We start from the raw sequence: 20,425 nt of genomic DNA, 5'->3' as shown, positions 1-20,425 counted from the left end.
GGCTCTGTGTCTTTGTGGTTAGTTAAAAACGCATCTTCAAGTGCACGCAGCATGTAGCTCAGAAAAAACTTTGCCTCTTTGCGCCTTTGCAGTGAATCTTTTTTCATCTTTGGCAAAGCGGCCTTGTGGCCCCGTCAGCCGGACGACGTTTTTTCTTTTCTCTCAGAATGACTTCTTCGACCAACAAGCTGAACAACCGCAACGTGGTGGCGGTGATCTGGGACTTCGACAAGACCCTGACGCCGGGGTACATGCAGGCTCCGATTTTCGAGCGCTACGGGATCGACGAGGAGCACTTCTGGGCCGAGGTCAACGCCCTGCCCGACATCTACGCCAAGCGCGGCATTACCGTCTCGCGCGAGACCGTTTACCTCAACCACCTGCTCAGCTTCATCAAAAACGGCCCGCTCAAGGGCCTGCAAAACCGCCATCTGCACGAGTTGGGCGGGCAGATTCCGTTTTTCCCGGGGCTGCCGGAGTTTTTTGGCGAATTAAAGGACTTCGCCACGTCCAAGCCCGATTACAGAAAACACGAAATCCGGTTGGAGCACTACATCATCAGCACCGGCCTGGCCGAGATGATCCGCGGCAGCAAGATTGCCGGGGCCGTGGACGGGATTTTCGCCTGTGAGCTGATCGAGTGCCCCCTGCCCCCGTATTTCAGCCGTCAGAACGAGCTTCAGATCCAGACGGACTTCGAGATCAGCCAGATCGGCGTCATCGTGGACAACACGATCAAAACCCGCTACCTCTTTGAGATCAACAAGGGCTCGAACAAAAACCCGGCCATCAATGTCAATTTCAAGATGGTCCAAGAAGACCGCCGGGTGCCCTTCGCGAACATGATTTACATCGCCGACGGCCCCAGCGACGTGCCCTGCTTCGCCGTCGTGCGCAAGGCCGGAGGTAAGACTTTTGCCGTGTACAACCCGACAAGCGAGGCGGAGTTCGCCCAGAACGACCGGCTCTGCGAAGACGGGCGCGTGCATAATTACGGCCCGGCGGACTACACCCCCGGCTCTCCAACCAGCCGCTGGCTGCGCCTGCAGGTGGAAAAAATCTGCGACCGCATTGTCGGGGAACAAGAGGAACTGCTCGCCCGCCGGGTACGCCAACCCCCGCGCCACCTGCACCGTGACGACGACGGCGACCCCAGCCCTGAGCCTTCGCCCGCCCCCCAGCCCGAGCTGTTCTAAGGACTGTCTTCAAATTGCGGAACGAGTCCGCCCAGGCTGGTTTTCGGCTTTCGAGGTGAAGCGACGTAGCGTAGCGAGATGCGCACAGGCCAGGCATGTGGGGCGAAGCACGGAAAAGGCATTTTAAAATCCGCCAGAATAGAGTCTTTGGCTCTTAAATCTACTAGTCACTTAAACCCATGTATTGACAAGAACGCTAATACCCAAAATAAGAAACAGCATACCCCTTAACAAAAAAATAAATTAACTTAATGAGACTAAAAACACTGATTATGGGGGCCCTGCTGGGTGTTATTGGCGCGCAGACATCACAGGCTGATGTCACGATCAGCAATGTCACTTTCACCGACACGGCTCTGAGCTTCACACTCTCAGGCACGCTGACAGGCCCCGCCCCGGCGAGCCTCGGACGCTCGCTGATGATAGTGGCCTCCGATCCGACAGATAATGACTGGATCTTGAGCCCCAGCACGACACTGACCCCGACCTCGAGCGATCTGGCTGTGGCCGGTACACCTATCGATCTCTATATGACCGATAGCTTCGCCTCGACCAGTTCAATCTACTTCCAGACCAATGGTGGGTATTTCACGACCGGGGATACCGTATCGGGCACCTACACGGCCACCTTCGCATCCGGGATTTTCGATCTGAGCAATCTCGACAGTGATCTGATCCTCGTCTGGGGAGCTGATAACTTTAACCAGGGCGGCATCCAGGCCGGGGCGGTCCAGGGCTTCTTCTACAGCGTTCCCGAGCCCTCAACCTACGCCTCCGTCCTGGCGCTCGGAGTTCTCGGCTTTATCACGGCCCGACGCATGGTCCGTGTCCACTCACGCTAAACACCTATTGCGCCAGTTTTCCCAGGGGGAACCTTTTCCGAGGTTCCCCTTTTTTTTAGGGGAAAGCCGGAGCGGAAAAAGACCATCTCCCCCCTACCCAACCGCCCGAAAATCGCCCTGATTAGCCGTCAGATCAGGCTCCAAGGGGCATTTCCACTATAATCTCACGGCAACGGGAATTCCCGTCCCTCATCGCGTTATCCACTTCGCTGGCATAGCGACTGCTTAACGACACTATAAATAAAAAATTTGCATTTCCGTCATCGAAGTCCAATTTTACTCCGCTCGCGAGGGAAACAAGTGTCTTGCTTCTCCATTCCAGGAATGGCTGGGGGTGTGTTGTGCTCCTGTTTCCCGTGCCGACATTTTCACATTTCCCCCGCCTCGGCAGGGAGGAATCTATGACCTCTTAACCCAGTATTAGTAAAAAACACGCGTATGGCAAATCGTCCGAATACGGAACTTGGCTGGCCCGAGAAGCAGGGCCTGTTCGATCCTTCGCGGGAAAAAGACTCCTGTGGCGTCGGCTTCGTCTGCCACTTAAAGGGGCAGCGTTCTCACCAGATCATTGAGGACGCGATCGAGATGAACAACCACATGATCCACCGCGGAGCCTGCGGTTGCGAGCCGGACACCGGGGACGGTGCCGGGATCTTCGTCCAGATGCCGGACAAGTTCCTGCGCCGCGAAATGGCCGCCAAGGGAGTCAAGCTGCCCGAGGAAGGCCAGTACGGCGCCGGGATCATTTTCATGTCTCCCGAGACACCGGAGCGCAGCGCCGCCAAGGAAGTCTGTGAGCAGATCATCAACGCCGAAGGCCAGAAGCTGCTCGGCTGGCGCCGCGTGCCGGTGGACAGCTCGATCCTGGGCAAGACCTCCAAGAGCTACGAGCCGGTGATGGAACAGATATTCATCAAGCGCTCGCCCGAGATCACCGACGACATTGAGTGGGAGCGCAAGCTCTACATCATCCGTCGCCGCATCCACTACGCGATCCGCCACAACCAGATTTCCGTCGCCTCCAAGCACCACAACGCCGTGCTCTCGGACGCGCAGGTGGCCTTTCCCGGGGCGGAGTTCTTCTTCATGGTCAGCCTCTCGGCCCGCACCATGATCTACAAGGGCATGCTCACCCCCGAGCAGATCAGCCCCTACTTCCACGACCTGCACGACAAGGACTTCGAGTCAGCGCTGGCCATTGTGCACTCGCGCTTCTCGACCAACACCTTCCCGAGCTGGCCCCGCGCCCACCCGAACCGCTTCATGTCGCACAACGGCGAGATCAATACGGTCATGGGCAACGTCAACTTCATGAAGGCCCGCCAGGCCCAGTGCGAGAGCGACATCTTCGGCAAGGAACTCAAGAAGGTCTTCCCCGTCATCAACGAGGATGGCTCCGACTCGGCCCGCTTCGACAACGTGCTCGAATTCCTTCACCTGACCGGCCGCAGTCTGCCGCACGCCGTCATGATGATGATCCCCGAGCCCTGGGAAAAGCACGAGACCATGTCCCCGGAAAAGAAGGCGTTCTACGAGTACCACGCCTGCATGATGGAGCCCTGGGATGGCCCGGCCTCGATCACCTTCTCCGACGGCACCGTGGTCGGCGCTTCGCTCGACCGTAACGGCCTGCGCCCCTCGCGCTTCTACGTCACCAACGACGACCGCGTCATCATGGCGTCCGAAGTGGGCACCGTCCACATCGACCCCAAGATTGTGGTCAAAAAGGGCCGCCTGCAACCGGGCCGCATGTTCCTGGTGGATACCCGCGAGGGCCGCATCATCGGCGACGAGGAGCTCAAGCACCAGATCGCAACCGCCCAGCCCTACGCCGAGTGGTTGAAGGAAAACCGCCTCTTCCTCGAAGACCTGCCCGTGCCCGCCGACGTTCCCGGTGTCGATCACGAGACCGTGCTCGAGCGCCAGCGCGCCTTCGGCTACACCTACGAGGACCTGCGCTTTATCCTCGGCCCGACCGCCACCAACGGCGTCCAGCCCATCGGCTCGATGGGGACGGACATCCCGCTGGCCGTGCTCTCGAACAAGTCGAAGCTCCTTTACGATTACTTCAAGCAGATCTTCGCCCAAGTCACGAACCCGGCACTGGACTGCATCCGTGAGGAACTCATCACCGCCACGGAGACCTTCATCGGCTCCGAGGGCAACCTGCTTGAGCCCAAGCCCGAAAGCTGCCGCATGATCCGGCTCCACAGCCCGCTCATTGACAACAAGCAGCTCGAAACCCTCCGCCAGATCGACAAGCCCGGCTTCAAGGCCGACACGCTTGAGATGACCTTCAAGGCCAAGAGCGGCGGCGACGGGCTGGAAAAGGCGCTCGAAAAGCTCTTCGCCAAGGCCGACAAGGCCGTCAAGCAGGGCGTTAACATCCTCGTACTCTCCGACCGCGGGATCGGCCCCGACGCCGCCCCCATCCCGGCGCTGTTGGCCGTCGGCGGCCTGCACCACCACCTGGTCAAGCAGGGCACGCGCACGAAGGTTTCCATCATCCTCGAATCCGGCGAGCCGCGCGAAGTGCACCACTTCGCCGTCCTGCTCGGCTACGGGGTGGACGCCGTCTGCCCCTACATGGCCTTTGAGTCGATCTACGACATGATCCAGCAGGACATGCTCGACATCGACTTCGACAAGGCGGTTTACAACTTCCTCAAGGGCTCCATCAAGGGCGTGGTCAAGACCATGGCCAAGATGGGCATCTCCACCGTGGCCAGCTACCGCGGCGCGCAGATCTTCGAGGCGATCGGACTCAACAGCTCGATCATCCAGAAGTACTTCTGCGGCACCGCCAGCCGGATCGAGGGCATCGACATCGGTGTTATCGCCGACGAGGTCGCCCAGCGCCATACCAGCGCCTATCCGGACCGCCACATCGAAGACGCCGAGGCCGCGCTCGACCCGGGCGGCAAGTACCAGTGGCGCCGCAACGGGGAGTACCACCTCTTTAACCCGCGCACCATCCATACGCTCCAGAAGGCCGTCCGCACGGGCGACTTCAAAACCTTCCAGGAGTACACCGCGCTGGTTAACGACCAGACCGAGAACCTCGCCACCCTGCGCGGGCTGATGAAGTTCAAGCTGGAGGACCGCGAGCCGGTTCCGCTCGAAGAGGTCGAACCGGTCGAGGCCATCCTGAAGCGCTTCAAGACCGGGGCCATGTCCTACGGCTCGATTTCCAAGGAAGCCCACGAAACGCTCGCCATCGCCATGAACCGCATCGGCGGCAAGTCCAACACCGGCGAAGGAGGCGAGGACCCCGAACGTTTCAAGACCCTGCCCAACGGCGACAGCAAGCGCTCCGCCATCAAGCAGGTCGCCTCGGGCCGCTTCGGCGTGACCAGCGAATACCTGGTCAACTCCGACGAGCTCCAGATCAAGGTCTCCCAGGGTGCCAAGCCCGGCGAAGGCGGCGAACTGCCCGGCGCGAAGGTTTACCCGTGGGTGGCCAAGGTCCGTCACTCGACCCCCGGCGTGGGGCTCGTCTCCCCGCCCCCGCACCACGACATTTACTCCATCGAAGACCTCGCGGAGCTGATCCACGACCTCAAGAACGCCAACACCGGCGCGCGGGTCAACGTGAAGCTCGTGGCCGAAGTCGGCGTGGGCACGATTGCCGCCGGGGTGGCCAAGGGCCATGCCGACGTCATCCTCATCTCCGGCCATGACGGCGGCACGGGCGCCTCGCCCCTGTCCTCGATCTACAACGCCGGGGTGCCGTGGGAACTCGGCCTGGCCGAGACCAACCAGATCCTGCTGCTCAACAACCTGCGCAGCCGCGTCGTCCTTGAAACCGACGGCCAGATGAAGACCGGTCGCGACATCGTGATCGGTGCCCTTCTGGGCGCGGAGGAGTTCGGCTTTGCCACGGCTCCGCTCGTGACTATGGGCTGCCTGATGATGCGCGTGTGCCAGAAGAACACCTGTCCGGTCGGCGTCGCCACCCAGAACCCGAAGCTGCGTGAAAAGTTCACCGGCAAGCCCGAGCATGTGGTCAATTTCATGACCTTCATCGCGCAGGAAATCCGCGAGATCATGGCGCAGTTGGGCTTCCGCAAGTTCACGGACATGATCGGCCGTGTCGATCTGCTCGATACCCGCGAAGCCATCAGCCACTGGAAGGCCAAAGGCATCGACCTGACCGCGATTTTCCACCGCCCCGACGTGGGCCCGGAAGTCGGCCACTACTGCCAGATGCCGCAGGACCACGGCCTCGATGTCGCCCTCGACAACACGCACCTGCTGGAGATGTGCAAGCCCGCCCTCGAAAAGGGCGAGAAGGTCAAGATCGACCTGCCCATCATCAACATCAACCGCGTTGTGGGCACCATCACCGGCAGCGAACTGACTCGCCGCTGGGGCGCGCAGGGCCTGCCCGAAGACACCATCTGGATGCACTTCACCGGCAGCGCCGGCCAGAGCCTCGGGGCCTTCGCGCCTCCCGGCATGACCTTCGAACTTGAGGGCGACACCAACGACTACCTCGGCAAGGGCCTTTCCGGTGCCAAGGTCATTGTTTATCCGCCCAAGGGCTCGGCCTTCAAGGCCCATGAGAACATCATCACCGGTAACGTCGCCTTCTACGGCGCGACCCTCGGGCACGCCTACGTCAGCGGCGTGGCGGGCGAACGCTTCTGCGTGCGCAACTCCGGGGTCAAGGCCGTCATCGAAGGCGTGGGCGACCACGGTTGCGAGTACATGACCGGTGGCCAGGTGATCTGCCTGGGCTCGACGGGACGCAACTTCGCCGCGGGCATGTCCGGCGGTGTGGCCTACGTTTACGACGTGGACGGCGACTTTTCGAACCGGCTCAACCACGATATGGTCAACCTCTACCAACTCGTCGAGTGCGACGACGCGGAGATTGCCAGCGTGAAGGCCGAAATCGAGAAGCACGTCAAGTACACCGGCAGCGAGCGTGGCCGGGAAATCCTCGACAACTGGGACGCGGCCCTGGCGAAATTCTCCAAGGTCATGCCCCGCGACTACGAACGCATGCTCAACTGCTTCAAGAAAGTCGAAGAGCAGGGTCTCTCCGGCGACGAAGCGGCCATGGCGGCGTTTGAAGAAAACCTCAAGGATCTCTCCCGCGTCGGCGGCAATTAAATTAAATGGCTAAATGGTCAAATGGCTTAATGGCTTGCTCCCAATAACCATTTAGCAATTAACAATTAACCATCTTTTTAATGGGTAAACCTACCGGATTCCTCGAAATCGAACGGCAGACGATTGCCGAACTTCCGCCGCTGGAGCGGATCAAGAACTGGGACGAGTTCAAGGAACATCCCGCCGACGAGCACCTGGTCCAACAGGGTGCGCGCTGCATGGACTGCGGCACGCCCTTCTGCCACACCGGCCTCCTCGTCAGCGGAATGGCCTCGGGCTGCCCGGTCAACAACCTGATCCCCGAGTGGAACGACCTGGTCTATCGCAACCGCTGGCGCGAAGCGCTTGACCGCCTGCACAAGACCAACAACTTCCCCGAGTTCACGGGCCGCGTCTGCCCCGCCCCCTGCGAAGGCTCCTGCGTGCTCGGCTCCATCGAGCCGCCCGTCACGATCAAGAACATCGAAAGCTCGATCATCGACAAGGGCTGGGAAGAAGGCTGGGTCAAGGCCCAGGCCCCGAAGAAGCGCACCGGCAAGAAGGTCGCCGTCGTCGGCTCCGGCCCCGCCGGGCTGGCCTGCGCCGACCAGCTTAACCAGGCCGGGCACGAAGTCACCGTGTTCGAGCGCGCGGACCGCATCGGCGGCCTGCTCATGTACGGCATCCCGAACATGAAGCTCGACAAGCGCAACGTCGTCCTGCGACGCGTCAAGCTGATGGAGGACGAGGGCGTGAAGTTCGTCACCGGCACCGAAATCGGCAAGGACCTCCCGGCCAAGAAGCTGATGAAAGACTTTGACGCGGTTGTGCTGTGCACCGGCGCGACCAAACCGCGCGACCTCCCCGCCCCCGGACGCGAGTTCAAGGGCGTGCACTTCGCGATGGAGTTCCTCACCGGCAACACCAAGCACATCCTCGACACGGATTTCGACGGCAGCCTGCCCGAGATCAACGCCAAGGGTAAAGACGTCGTCGTCATCGGCGGCGGCGACACTGGCACGGACTGCGTCGGCACCTCCATCCGCCACGGCTGCAAGAGCGTGGTCCAGCTTGAGATCATGCCCAAGCCCCCGATGGAGCGCCAGCCGAACAACCCCTGGCCCGAATGGCCCAAGGTCTATAAGATGGACTACGGCCAGGAGGAAGCCGCCGCGCTCCAGGGCGAAGACCCGCGCAAGTACCTCGTCATGACCGAGCGTTTCGTCGATGACGGCAAGGGCAACCTGACCGGCGTCGAAATCGTGGACATCGAGTGGGGCAAGGACGAGCAGGGCCGTTTCGTGCCGAAGAAGGTTGACGGCACGCGCCGCACGCTTCCGGCGCAGTTGGTCACGCTGGCCATGGGCTTCCTCGGGCCGGAACAAGGCATCGTCGAGGAACTCGGGCTGGAAACCGACCCGCGCTCGAATTACAAGGCCGAGCACAACCAGCACACCACTTCGGTCGAAGGCGTCTTCGCTGCCGGTGACTGCCGCCGCGGCCAGAGCCTCGTCGTGTGGGCCATCAACGAGGGACGCGCCGCCGCCCGCGAGTGCGACAAGTACCTCATGGGCGTCTCCCAGCTCCCCTAAGCGGGTTGCACCCGCTGGCACTGAAGGGGACCAGCAATCCGCCCCTACGAAGCCAGAAAGGCTCCTCCCCCAGGGAAGCAAACGGACAATCAACGAATTCTTTTTTCAAAGCCGCGGCGCGTTTCATCGCCCGCGGCTTTTTTTTTATTGCTCACACGGAGGCACAGAGGCACGGAGGTGGAATAGCCTGACCTGAGTGGAAGTGTGAAAGCCGCCTCAGATGAAAAAAGAGATTTAACCACAAAGACACCAAGGCACAAAGAGAATCGGTTCTCGAAACACTGCTATCCTTTATCTATGGCGACCGCTTAAAGTGCAGGCATTTCCACTCCCTCTCCTCCGTGCCTCTGTGCCTCCGTGTGAGCAATAAAATCCCCCTACAAAAACACCGGGTGCACCGTTTCGACGGCGCGCCGGGGCGGATAGACGAAGCGCTCCTGCGTGGCGCGGGAGTTGCGGGCGAGGAAGGAGAACAGCATTTTTAGCGGAAGCCAGAGCGTGCGGGCCCGCGTGATGAAAACCCGCTCGCGGTTGAAGTGGAAAAGCACGTCGTCGATGTCGATCTTGCTCCCCACCTCGTCGCGGACGTAGCGGAGCAGTTCCATCAGGTCGGGCCGCTCCCGGTAGCCATAGCGGAAGGTGATCCGGTAAAAACCGTGCTCAAGTTTTTCCATTTCCACGATCCGTCCGTGCCGGACCACGGGCTTCACGTCGGGCAGCGCGGTCAGGAGGATGTTCTGTTCGCGCAGCACGCCGTAAAACTCGATCTGGTCCCGCAAGGCGACCGGCGCGTAGTGGTTGTCCGCGGTCAGGAAAATCGCCGTGCCCTTGAGCGGCGTGTGCGGCTTTTCCGGTAGCTCTTGCAGGAACTTATCCAGCGGGTCGAGGTACTCGAAGATGGAGTTGTGGATCAGCCTCCGCCCCACGCGCCAGGTCAGCATGAGCACAAAGAGCCCGCCCGCGATCAGCAGCGGGTAGTAGGCCCCGGAGAAGAATTTTAAAACGTTCGAGGCGAGGAAGGACAGATCAATCACCCAGAACAGCGCCAGCAGCACCAGGCTGAGCGCAAAGCCCTTTTTCCAGACCTTGATTCGGACGTAGAAGTACGCCAGCGAGGTGACACCCATCGCCGCCGTCACCGCCATCCCGTAGGCCGCCGCCAGCGACTCCGAAGTCTTGAACATGACCACCGTCGCCACGCACAACACGCAGAGCAGGATGTTCACGATGGGCACGTAAATCTGCCCCTCGACCTCATTCGAGGTGTGCACGACGGAGAGGTTCGGGCAGTAGCGCAGTTGGATCGCCTGCCGAGTCAGTGTGAACACGCCCGAGATGACTGCCTGCGAGGCGATGACCGTCGCCACCGTGGCCAGCACGACGAGCGCCCACGTCATCCAGCCCTGCGGCACGAGGCTGAAAAAGAGGTTCTCCGGCGGCTTCGGGCTGGCCAGTGCCAGCGCCCCTTGCCCGAAGTAGTTCAGCAACAGCCCCGGCATGGCGACAAAGAGCCAGCCGCGCTGGATCGCCTTGCGCCCGAAGTGCCCCATGTCCGCGTAGAGCGCCTCCACCCCGGTCACACACAGCACGACGCCCCCGAGTACCATCAGCGCCTGCGCCCGCTCGTGCCAGAGGAATTCCAGCCCGTAAAGCGGATTGACCGCCATGAGCACCTCCGGGCCGTGTTGGAAAAGCTGGTACGCCCCGAGCGCCCCCAGCACCGCGAACCAAACGAGCATGACAGGTCCGAAGGCCTTGCCGATGCCCCCGGTCCCGAAGCGCTGAATCGCGAAGAGCACGATCAAAATAGCCAGCGAAAGCGGCACCACCAGATGTCCCATGTCCGGCCCTGCCACCTCCAGCCCCTCGATGGCGCTGAGCACGGAAATCGACGGGGTAATCACGCCGTCCCCCACCAAGAGAGCTGCCCCGAAGGCGATGAGCAGGAAAATAAACGGCGTGCGCCGAGAGGACTTCATCTTCTCCTCCAGCAGCGCGTGCATGGCGAAGTCCCCGCCCTCGCCTTCGTTGTCGGCCTTCATGATGAACAGCAGGTACTTGACCGTGACGACGAGCATCAGCGTCCAGAAAAACAGCGACACGATCCCGAGCACGGACTTGTTCAGCCCGTTGGGGTCGGCGAAGGCCAGGGTTGCGTTCATGGCGTAGAGCGGGCTCGTCCCGATGTCCCCAAAAACCACCCCCAACGCCGCCAGCGTGAGCCCGGCGCGAACCGTATCTACCGGGGAAGAACCTCCTTCGGTCGAGGACGAGATCACATTGTCCGGCGGGGAGGACAGCTCCGCTGCCTGCTCCGCCTCAATAGCCCCGTTGCTCTCCGAAGCTGTACCGTCCTCGTGATTCGCCATGATTGAAAACAAACCTGACGCGGGTCTCACGTCGAGCTTTCCTTCTGACCACATGCTCACCCTCCCTTCCGACCGGTCCCCGATTCCAGCCCTCGCACCGCCCTTGAAAAAAATAGCGCTTGACCGCACCCTCCATATAAATACGTACGTATGGAATAAAAGATGGGCCGCCCGCAACACATTGACCGCAATCAGGTACTCGACGCCGCCGAACGCATCGTGCTGGAGCGCGGGGCCGCCGAGTTGACCATCGACGCGGTGGCACGGGCCGTCGGCATCACCAAGGGCGGCGTGCAGTACTGCTTCGGGACGAAAAAGGGTCTGATAGACGCCATGGTCGAGCGCTGGTGCCACGATTTCCAGGCGGAGATCGACGAGCGCACCCGCCAGACCGACGACCCGGTCGCCGCCATCGTCGGCTACGTCGAGGCTACCGCCCAGACCAACAAGCACTCCTACGCCCGCGCCGCCGGACTCATGGCCATGCTCCTGCAAAGCCCCGACCACATGGAGTTTGTCCGCGCCTGGTACCACGAGCACCTTTCGCACCTCGACCTTGCAACGCCGGAGGGGCGTCAGGCCCGCCTGGCCTTTATGGCGATGGAGGGAGCCTTTGTGTTGCGCACCTTCGGCTTTATGAAGATGAAAGACCCCGAATGGGAGGCCCTTTACTCCGACATCCGGGACAGTCTCCCCACCCGTCCGCCGGAACCGCTCACCGCAGACGCCCAGGCCCGCTAGGCCCGGCTCCCTTTTATCGCCAAGCCCGGACCACCTTTTTTTAACTTTAAAGCTACAACCGCCAGAAACAACGATGACACCCAAGCCCACAGACAGCGCCTCCGCCCGGCCGACCAAGCTGATCGCCGGGGACGCGCCCAAGCTGCTTCCCGTCCCGGCCAGCCATTACCAGACTCTCACGCTCGACCAGAGCATCCAGGGCGCGCTCGACTGGCTGGCCCGCAACCAGAAGCCCGACGGCTCCTGGAACGACATCCTCGAATCCAACTGCTGCATGGAGGCCCAGTGGGTGTTGGCCATGCACTTCCTCGGGCGCACCGACGACCCCAAGTACGACAAGATCATCAAGGGCATCATCCACAAGCAGCGCGAGGACGGCTCGTGGGACATTTATCACGACGCCGAACTGGGTGACATCAACACCACTATCGAATGCTACGCCGCCCTGCGCAGCGCGGGGCTCGGCCCCGACGAGGAACCCGTCCGCCGCGCCCGTGAGTGGATCTTCGCCCACGGCGGGCTGGCCAAGGCCCGCATGTTCACCCGCTTCTGGCTCGCCACCATCGGCGAGTGGCCCTGGGACACCCTGCCCATCATCCCGCCGGAAATCGGGCGCATCCCGACCTGGGCCCCGTTCAACATCTACCAGTTCGCCTCCTGGGCACGCGCCACGTTCATGTCGATGAGCATCGTATCGGCCCGCCGCCCCGTCGTTGCCCTCCCCCCAGACCGCCGCCTGGACGAGCTTTACCCGCACGGACGCGAGAACTTCGACTTCTCCTTCCCCCGGCGGCTGGAGGGCTTCTGGCCGACCTTTTTCCGCACCGCCGACAAGGCGCTCCACCTCTGGCAAAAGCTCCCCTGGAAACCCGGACGGGAAAAATCCATCAAGCTCGCGCTGGAGTGGATCATCAGGCACCAGGACGCCGACGGGGCCTGGGGTGGTATCCAGCCGCCGTGGATTTACGCCCTGCTCGCGCTCCACGTCGAGGGCTACCACCCCGAGCACCCCGTCGTGGCCGCCGGGATCAACGCCTGGAACAACCACTGGTCCTACGAGCGCGACGACATGATCTTCATCCAGGCCAGCGAATCCCCAATCTGGGACACCCTGCTGGCCATGCAGGCCATCCTCGACACCGGCGCGACCTGGGAGAGCTTCCCGCAGTTCGAGCCCGCCCTGGAGTACATCCTCGACAAGCAAATCCTGACCAAGGGCGACTGGGCCATGACGGTCAAGGACGTCGAGTGTGGCGGCTGGGCCTTCGAGCGGGCCAACACTTTTTACCCGGACCTGGACGACACCGCCGTGGCCTTGACCGTGCTCTGCCAGATGCGTCAGATCGCCCCCGAACGCTACCAGAAGCGCATCACCCGCGCCTTCGCCCGGGCCGAGAAGTGGCTACGTGCCATGCAGTCCAGTAACGGCGGCTGGGGCGCGTTCGACAAGGACAACCACACCAAGGCCCTGACCCAGATCCCCTTCTGCGACTTCGGCGAAGTCCTCGACCCGCCCAGCGCCGACCTCACCGGCCACAAGCTCGAAGCCCTCGGCTTGATGGGCTACGACATGTCCGACCCCGCCGTCAAGCGGGCCGTGGACTACATCATGTCCGAGCAGGAGCCCGAAGGCCCGTGGTTCGGGCGCTGGGGCGTAAACTACATTTACGGCACCGGGCTGGTGTTGCCCGGTTTGCAGGCGGTCGGCTTCGACATGAGCGACCCGCGCATCCGCAAGTGCGGCCAATGGCTCCTCGACAAGCAGAACGAGGACGGCGGCTGGGGCGAGACCTGCGGCTCGTACATGGACGACGCCCTGCGAGGCGTCGGCCCGAGCACGCCGAGCCAGACGGGCTGGGCGCTCATGGCCCTGCTGGCCATGAACACTCACGACTACGACGAGTCCATCCAGCGCGGCCTCGATTACCTCATCCGCACCCAGAAAAACGGCACCTGGGAGCAAAAGGAATACACCGGCACGGGCTTCCCCGGCTACGGCGTGGGCGAGCGCATCGCCCTCCAAGGCAACACCGAGGCCCTCTCCCAAGGCCGCGAGCTGGCCCGCGGGTTCATGATCAACTACAACATGTACCGGCACTACTTCCCCCTCATGGCCATGGCCCGCGCCCGCAAGCACTTCGCCAGCGCGTAAGCACGCTGGGCCCAAACACCCGGCGTTTGAGCCGATTTCGCTCTACCCCGAAGTCAGGGCGGGATCGATTTGGAAAGGGTTATGGCTTGCGCAGGCGCAGGGACATAACGCAAGGTTGAGCCATGACACCGCCCCCCGAAGACATTCAGTTGATCGGCAAGGAAATCGCCATCCGCTGGCCCGACGGCCGCGAAGACTACTTCGACCCGGAGTACCTGCGCGCACACTCGCCCAGCGCCGAAAACATCGGCGAAAAGGACATCTTCGGCAACCAGTACGGCGGCAAAGGCTCCCGTGAATTCCCCGGCGTCACCGTGGACGGGTGGAAATACGCGGGCAACTACGCCGTGGTCTTCACTTTCAGCGACGGCCACAACACCGGCATCTACGCCTGGGACACCCTGCGCAAGCTCGGCGACGCCCAGCAGGACATCTAATACCGCTATTCACCTGGAAATAAGACAGGATTTAACAGGAAGGTCGGAAAGCGCGGAAAATTTGCATTTTGACACTTCTTTATGCCCTTTCCGGCCTTCCTGTTAAATCCGAATCTCATTAGCATCCCGACTGAGAAACGGGATCACTTTCCGGTGCCGGCGTGCTTGGCGGTCAGACGGGCCAGTTCCGGTTTGATATGGGTCTCGTAATAGCCGGGATCGACCCCGTGCGAGAGTTGGATGCCAAAGTGATTGCACAAAAAGTCCTCAATCGTCTGCCAGCCCTCTTCGGGAAAGTTGATCCGCTTGGTATAGGCGCAGATCGTGAGCATGGTTTCGAGGGACTGGATGCGCGAGGTGCTGCGCAGGATGCGCTCAGCGACCCTTAGTCGGATCTGCAACTGATTGCGGTCCAGAGGCTTGGTCAGAAAGTCATCCACCCCGCTGTCCATCGCCATGAAGTAGTTTTCATCCTCGCCGATGTTCGCGGTGAGCATGATGAAGTAGGTGTAGTCGGTGTTCTCGCGGGCACGGATTTTCTGGCACAGCTCCAGCCCATCCATGCCGGGCATGAGCCAGTCGCTCACGACAATACGGGTAGGCTGGGCATTGAACTGCTGCCAGGCATCTTCCCCATTCTCGGCGATGGACACACCATAGCCCATTTGCGACAGATTGGCTTCAAGCAGCTTGCGGGAAATGAAATCGTCTTCAGCGATCAGGACTTGGATTCCGCTCATGACTAAATGTCTTTCTAAAAAGGTGCTCGACAGGAACGCTTACATCTTTCCTATCGCGATTTTTACACTTTTCTTAAGAGTTGAATATACCCCTTAGAGCCCAAAGGCCCGGGGATATTCCACTTAATCGCGCGGAGGCATACCCCTGATTGCACGCCAGGGTTTTACTTCTCCACCTGGCTGGCCTGATTCCTCAGACATAGCTCGGCGTAGGCCTTGATCGTCTTCCAGACATTGCTCAGGCCGTTGCGGCGATTCGGGGTCAGGTGCTGGTTGACCCCGACTTCGGCCAGGAAGGTCGGCTCGTGCTGGAGAATTTCCTCCGGCGGGCAGTCGCTGTAGAGTTCGGTCAGCAGCCCGGCCACGCCCTTGGTGATGACGGCGTCGGAGTCTACGCGGAAGTGGCACAGCCCGTTCTCGAAACTCGGGACAAGCCAGAGATTCGACTGGCAGCCCTCAATCCGGAAGGTCTCGATCTGGTATTCAGCCGGAAGCGCTGGCAACGCGCGGGCCCGGTCAATAATGTACGCGAAACGCTCCTGCGGATCCTCGATGATCGTCAGTTCTTCGATCAATTCCTGTTTTTTATCTGCCAGTGTCATGCTTGTACTTTTGAAACCTGCGAAAGCCATACCAGTTTCAGAGGGTATTGGCAAACCGCGACCGCGATTAATGCCACTCGGGCGGGTTTTGCAGTTCGGGCTTGAGGATGCCAATGCATCCGAGGTTGCGGTAGCGCTCGGCGAAGTCCAGACCGTAGCCAACAACAAACTCGTTCGGGATGGTGAACCCGGCGAAATTCGGTTCGTGGCCGACTTCGCGGCGGCCTTCCTTGTCCAGCAGCACGCAGGTACGCAGGCTGTGGGGGCGGAAGCCCTTGAGCACCTGGACGATGCGCTCGAGCGTGCGCCCGGTGTCGAGGATGTCGTCGATGAGCAGGACGTGCTGCCCGCTGATGTCGAGCCGGATATTATCCACGATCTCGGGCACGGAAACGGGCTTGATGTCGTCCTGGTAGGAGCAGACGCGGATGCAGTCGAGCTGCGCGTAGAGGTCGATCTGCCGCAGCAGGTCGGCCGCAAACATGATGGAGCCGTTGGTAACGCAGATGACGGCGATTTCCTCGGCCCCCAGTCTGCGGTACGTATCCGTGATTTCCACGCCCAGTTCCCGGATGCGGGTGCGGATGTCTTCTTCACTGACCAGTATCCGGGCCAGATCGTTCTCCATAGTGCTCAACATATCCTGCTCAATTTGACTCAGGCGCACAGCAAACTTTATGCCGTTGGCGGCCCGTGACAAACATTGAACCCTGTTAAAAACGCCTACTGCTGTCAATGGTTTCCGATTGATCGCACACAGTAACTTCGCCCGCGAACCCTCGTTTTTTCACGGATAATCGATCATTCCGGTGTTTTTAACCGTGACGCACAGGCACGTTAGCGTTATTTTTTCCACATAGAACCCCCTTGTTTATCCCACCCTCAGAGAAAGGCGTGAAATGGTTGAAGTCGTGGATGCCAAACAGGCCGAGCCGATGTCGGTCCAGGAACTGTTTCAAAAGCTGCAAAGCTCGCCGGAGGGGCTCTCCTCGCAGGAGGCCGCCCAGCGTCTGCAAACCAACGGCCCCAACGAGCTGACAGTAGAAAAAAACAGCCGCTGGAAAATGCTCTTCGGGTACTTCTGGGGGCCGATCCCCTGGATGATCGAAATCGCCGCCGTCCTCTCGGTCATCAACCGTGACTGGATGGACTTCATCATCATCCTGGCCCTGCTCCTGATCAACGCCGGGATCGGCTTCTGGCAGGAATACAAGGCCTCCGACGCCCTCGACGCGCTCAAGGCCCAGCTCGCGCTCAAAGCCCGCGTGCGCCGCGACGGCGCGTGGAAGGAGATCCCCGCCCGCGAACTGGTCCCCGGCGATGTCATCCGCATCCGCCTGGGCGATGTCGTCCCCGCCGATACCAAGCTGATTGAGGGCGAGTACCTGAGTATCGACCAGGCCGCCCTCACCGGAGAATCTCTCCCGGTGAGCAAAAAAATCGGACAGATCGCCTACTCCGGCTCTATTGCCAAGCAAGGGGAAATGGTCGGCCTGGTCAACGCCACCGCCGGGCAGACCTTTTTCGCCAAGACGGCCAAGCTCGTCGAAACCGCGGGCGCGGTCAGCCATTTCCAGAAAGCCGTCCTGCACATCGGCAACTTCCTCATCGTGGTCGCGCTCGTGCTCTGCGTGCTGCTCGTGGCCGTGCAACTGCACCGCGGGGACCACTTCCTCGACGTGCTCCAGTTCGTGCTCATCCTGGCCGTGGCCTCGATCCCCGTGGCCATGCCCGCCGTGCTCTCGGTCACGATGGCGCTCGGTGCGCTCGCCCTCTCCCGCCAAAAGGCCATTGTCTCGCGCCTCCAGGCCATTGAGGAAATGGCCGGGATCGACATCCTCTGCTCCGACAAGACCGGCACCCTCACCCAGAACAAAATCACCCTGGGCGAGCCGGTTCTCTACGCGGCCAAAGACGCCCAGGAGCTGATCCTCGCCGGAGCCCTCGCCTCCAAGGAGGAGAACAACGACGCCATCGATCTGGCCGTGTTCGCGGGGCTGGCCGACCGCTCCGCGCTCAGTGCTTACAAGTTGGTCAATTTCACCCCCTTCGACCCGGTCAGCAAACGCACGGAGGCCACCGTCACCTGCGACGGCAATCCCGCCGCAAGCACCCCGTCCGCTGCCCCCGCAACCGGGGCGCAACTGGCCTTCACCAAGGGCGCGCCGCAGGTGATCTTCGACCTGTGCGCACTCGACACCCCCACCCGCCAGAAGGCCGAGGCCGACGTGCTTGCCTACGCGCAAAAGGGCTACCGCACACTCGGCGTGGCCCGCCAGAGCGGCGGGCAGTGGAGTTTTCTGGGCATTCTTTCACTCTTCGACCCACCGCGCGAAGACTCCGCCCAGACTATCGCCGACGCCCGCGCCCGGGGCATCGAGGTCAAAATGGTCACCGGCGATAACGCCGCCATCGCCGCTGAAATCTCCGGCCAACTCGGCATGGGCACACACATTGTCCCGGCGGGAAAGTTCTTTCAGGACGGGGCGGACATGGCCCACAGTTCGCCGGACACCGGAGCCGCCATCGAGCGGGCCGAGGGCTTCGCCGAGGTCTTTCCCGAGCATAAGTACGGCATCGTCAAGGCGCTGCAGGACCGGGGGCACCTCGTTGGCATGACCGGCGACGGGGTCAACGACGCCCCCGCGCTCAAACAGGCCGACGTGGGGATCGCCGTCTCCGGGGCGACCGACGCCGCCCGCGGGGCCGCCGCGCTCATTCTGACGCAACCTGGGTTGTCCGTCATTATCAAGGCGGTGGAGCTGTCGCGCCAGATCTTCGAGCGCATGATGAGCTACACCATCTACCGCATCGCCATGACCATCGACATCATGTTCTTCGTCGTGCTCTCGATGCTGTTTTTCCCCGTCGTGGCCGGGCAGCATTTTTACCCGCTGACCCCGATCATGATCATCCTGCTCGCCCTGCTCGACGACATCCCGATCATGACCATCGCCTACGACAACACCCGTATCGACCCCAAGCCCGTGCGCTGGAACATGCCCCGGGTCATCGCCGTGTCCTCGGCGCTGGGGGCGTTTTCGGTCGTACAGACCTTCGGGCTGCAATGGCTGGGGATGGACTACTTCGGGCTGTCCAACGATCCGAAACACCTCCAGACGATGCTCTTCCTGCAACTGGTCGTGGCCGGGCACCTGTTACTCTTCCTCACCCGCACGGACAAGCCCTTTTTCCGCCCGCCCCTGCCCTCCTGGCAACTACTGGGCGCCATCGTGGCCACGCAGGTCGTGGCGGTCCTTATCTGCGCCTTCGGGCTCGGGCTGATGCCCCCGCTGCCGTGGAAATGGATCGGCCTGGTCTGGCTCTACAACCTCGCCTGGATGATCGGTCTGGACATTTTCAAAGTCCAGCTCCACCGCATGATCGAAGCCCGCGCCAAGTTCCACAGCAAGGCCACGGACATGGTCAACCGCTCCCTCGGACCGGACTACACCCGGGGGAAATGACACCGCCGCCCGAAAAGCCCGGCAAAGGAAGGGATTTAACAGGAAGGCCGGGAAGGTCGTTAAGGAAGAACGTTAAGTAAGGCCGGAGGGGACGACCTCTTTTCACTTCCGGCCTTTCCGTCAGAGATTTTCAAGAAAACGCATCGCCACAAAAGACCCAAAGCAGCGCGAAAAAACAGCCCCTATCCCTGAGCAAAATCTCTGCGTCTTTGCGCCTCTGCGGTAAAAACGCTCAGGCCGACGCTGCCCGCCCGGCCACATCGCCCATGCGGGCGTACAGTTCGCGCCCGGCGGTGGAATGCTCCAGCAGGTCCGCCGCCAGCGTGACCGCCCCCGGCTCGAAGAGCGTGATGCACATCGACCCGCCAAAGCGAAAGTAGCCTTTTTCGCCGCCCTTGGGCGTGTACTGGCCGGGGACGTGTGTCTGCACGATACTGCCCACGCAGGTCGCGCCAACTTCCAGGCAAAGGATCTGGCCGAAGCGCTCGGTTTGGAGACCGGTCAGGGTGCGCTTGTTTTCCCACAAAACGCTCAGGCGACGGCGCAGACAGACGGGGTTGACGGAATAGAGGTCGCCGTTGATGGGCAACGTGTCGCCCGGCACGCCCTCCGCCGGGTAATGAAAGCGGTGGTAATCCACCGGGCACAGCCGGGAAATGAGCATCGAGCCGCCCTCGTAGCGGCCCGCCAGTGCGCGGTCGCCGAGAAGTTTTGCCAGGTCCATGCGCTGGCCCTTGGCGTAAAAGCGGTCCGTCTGCGCCACGTTGGCGAAGCCGAGATGCCGCCCGTCGGCGGGAAACACCACCGTGGCGGGGTCCGGGTCGATGGGCCGGGCCTCGGGCTTGAGACGGCGGCTGAAAAAGTCGTTGAAGCTCGCGAAATGGTCCGGCGGCAGCTGCATCTCGGCGATATCGAGCCCGTACTTCCGGATGAAGGGCACGACCTTTTTCGCGCTGGCGCGACGGCTCATGCGCCAGCCGTACCAGCGCGAGAACCACGTCCGCTTGGCCGCCAGCTCGACCGTAAGTCGCCCCAGCGGGCGATTATAGGCCCAGTCCAGCCACGCCTCCCCATAAACCGACTCGTGCTCGATCCGACCGCTCAGGCGGTTAAAATACTCCGGGCCTTTTGTTTCACTCATGGAAGCGCATAAGTTTTAGGAAAATCGCCGCCGCGCCAAGCGGGAAAAC

The 20,425-nt window shown here is 61.6% G+C and carries 13 protein-coding genes; 8 read left to right on the top strand and 5 right to left on the bottom strand.

Features of this window, described 5'->3' with window-relative positions; all coding sequences use genetic code 11:
* Positions 1-167: 167 nt before the first annotated feature.
* The 4 genes from H5P28_RS05405 to H5P28_RS05390 all read left to right on the top strand — a co-directional run bounded on the left by H5P28_RS05405 (position 168) and on the right by H5P28_RS05390 (position 8,727).
* Positions 168-1,196: an HAD family hydrolase gene (locus tag H5P28_RS05405; RefSeq protein ID WP_185674695.1), complete on the top strand. Its 1,029-nt coding sequence runs from the start codon at positions 168-170 to the stop codon at positions 1,194-1,196.
* Between the two features lie 251 nt (positions 1,197-1,447).
* Positions 1,448-2,038: a PEP-CTERM sorting domain-containing protein gene (locus H5P28_RS05400; RefSeq protein WP_185674694.1), complete on the top strand. Its 591-nt coding sequence runs from the start codon at positions 1,448-1,450 to the stop codon at positions 2,036-2,038.
* A 438-nt stretch (positions 2,039-2,476) separates the two neighbouring features.
* Positions 2,477-7,156 carry a glutamate synthase large subunit gene (gene gltB, locus H5P28_RS05395; protein ID WP_185674693.1) on the top strand — a complete coding sequence of 1,560 codons (4,680 nt, stop codon included), beginning with the start codon at positions 2,477-2,479 and terminating at the stop codon, positions 7,154-7,156.
* An 80-nt stretch (positions 7,157-7,236) separates the two neighbouring features.
* Positions 7,237-8,727, top strand: coding sequence for a glutamate synthase subunit beta (locus tag H5P28_RS05390; RefSeq protein WP_185674692.1), 1,491 nt, complete (start codon positions 7,237-7,239; stop codon positions 8,725-8,727).
* Between the two features lie 377 nt (positions 8,728-9,104).
* Here the strand turns inward: H5P28_RS05390 and H5P28_RS05385 are convergent, their stop codons facing one another.
* On the bottom strand, positions 9,105-11,096 hold the full coding sequence (locus H5P28_RS05385; protein WP_185674691.1) for a potassium transporter Kup: 1,992 nt from the start codon (positions 11,094-11,096) through the stop codon (positions 9,105-9,107).
* 162 nt (positions 11,097-11,258) lie between these two features.
* Here H5P28_RS05385 and H5P28_RS05380 point away from each other — a divergent pair, with 162 nt between their 5' ends.
* The 3 genes from H5P28_RS05380 to H5P28_RS05370 all read left to right on the top strand — a co-directional run bounded on the left by H5P28_RS05380 (position 11,259) and on the right by H5P28_RS05370 (position 14,426).
* On the top strand, positions 11,259-11,837 hold the full coding sequence (locus H5P28_RS05380) for a TetR/AcrR family transcriptional regulator (RefSeq protein WP_185674690.1): 579 nt from the start codon (positions 11,259-11,261) through the stop codon (positions 11,835-11,837).
* A gap of 73 nt (positions 11,838-11,910) precedes the next feature.
* Positions 11,911-13,989: a squalene--hopene cyclase gene (gene shc / locus H5P28_RS05375; protein WP_185674689.1), complete on the top strand. Its 2,079-nt coding sequence runs from the start codon at positions 11,911-11,913 to the stop codon at positions 13,987-13,989.
* 122 nt (positions 13,990-14,111) lie between these two features.
* Positions 14,112-14,426, top strand: a complete 315-nt coding sequence (locus H5P28_RS05370; RefSeq protein ID WP_185674688.1) for a gamma-butyrobetaine hydroxylase-like domain-containing protein — start codon at positions 14,112-14,114, stop codon at positions 14,424-14,426.
* Positions 14,427-14,569: 143 nt separating this feature from the next.
* Here the strand turns inward: H5P28_RS05370 and H5P28_RS05365 are convergent, their stop codons facing one another.
* The 3 genes from H5P28_RS05365 to hpt form a co-directional block, all read right to left on the bottom strand.
* Positions 14,570-15,166, bottom strand: coding sequence for a response regulator (locus H5P28_RS05365; RefSeq protein WP_221773363.1), 597 nt, complete (start codon positions 15,164-15,166; stop codon positions 14,570-14,572).
* Between the two features lie 164 nt (positions 15,167-15,330).
* Complete coding sequence (locus H5P28_RS05360) at positions 15,331-15,768, bottom strand: SufE family protein (RefSeq protein ID WP_185674687.1); 438 nt, start codon at positions 15,766-15,768, stop codon at positions 15,331-15,333.
* A 67-nt stretch (positions 15,769-15,835) separates the two neighbouring features.
* Entirely contained in the window at positions 15,836-16,408 is a 573-nt protein-coding gene (hpt, locus tag H5P28_RS05355; RefSeq protein ID WP_185674686.1) for a hypoxanthine phosphoribosyltransferase, read from the bottom strand.
* Between the two features lie 259 nt (positions 16,409-16,667).
* On the opposite strand from hpt, the gene H5P28_RS05350 reads away from it, so the two are divergent.
* On the top strand, positions 16,668-19,235 hold the full coding sequence (locus H5P28_RS05350; RefSeq protein ID WP_185674685.1) for a plasma-membrane proton-efflux P-type ATPase: 2,568 nt from the start codon (positions 16,668-16,670) through the stop codon (positions 19,233-19,235).
* Positions 19,236-19,467: 232 nt separating this feature from the next.
* Here the strand turns inward: H5P28_RS05350 and H5P28_RS05345 are convergent, their stop codons facing one another.
* A complete protein-coding gene (locus H5P28_RS05345) occupies positions 19,468-20,376 on the bottom strand; it encodes a phosphatidylserine decarboxylase (RefSeq protein WP_185674684.1) in 909 nt (302 codons plus the stop codon).
* Positions 20,377-20,425 lie beyond the last annotated feature (49 nt).

Origin of the sequence: Ruficoccus amylovorans (assembly GCF_014230085.1) — a bacterium.
In the GTDB taxonomy this organism is placed as follows: Bacteria; Verrucomicrobiota; Verrucomicrobiia; order Opitutales; family Cerasicoccaceae; genus Ruficoccus; species Ruficoccus amylovorans.
Note: the sequence above shows the minus strand (reverse complement) of the source record. Positions and strands in the feature narration are given on the sequence as shown.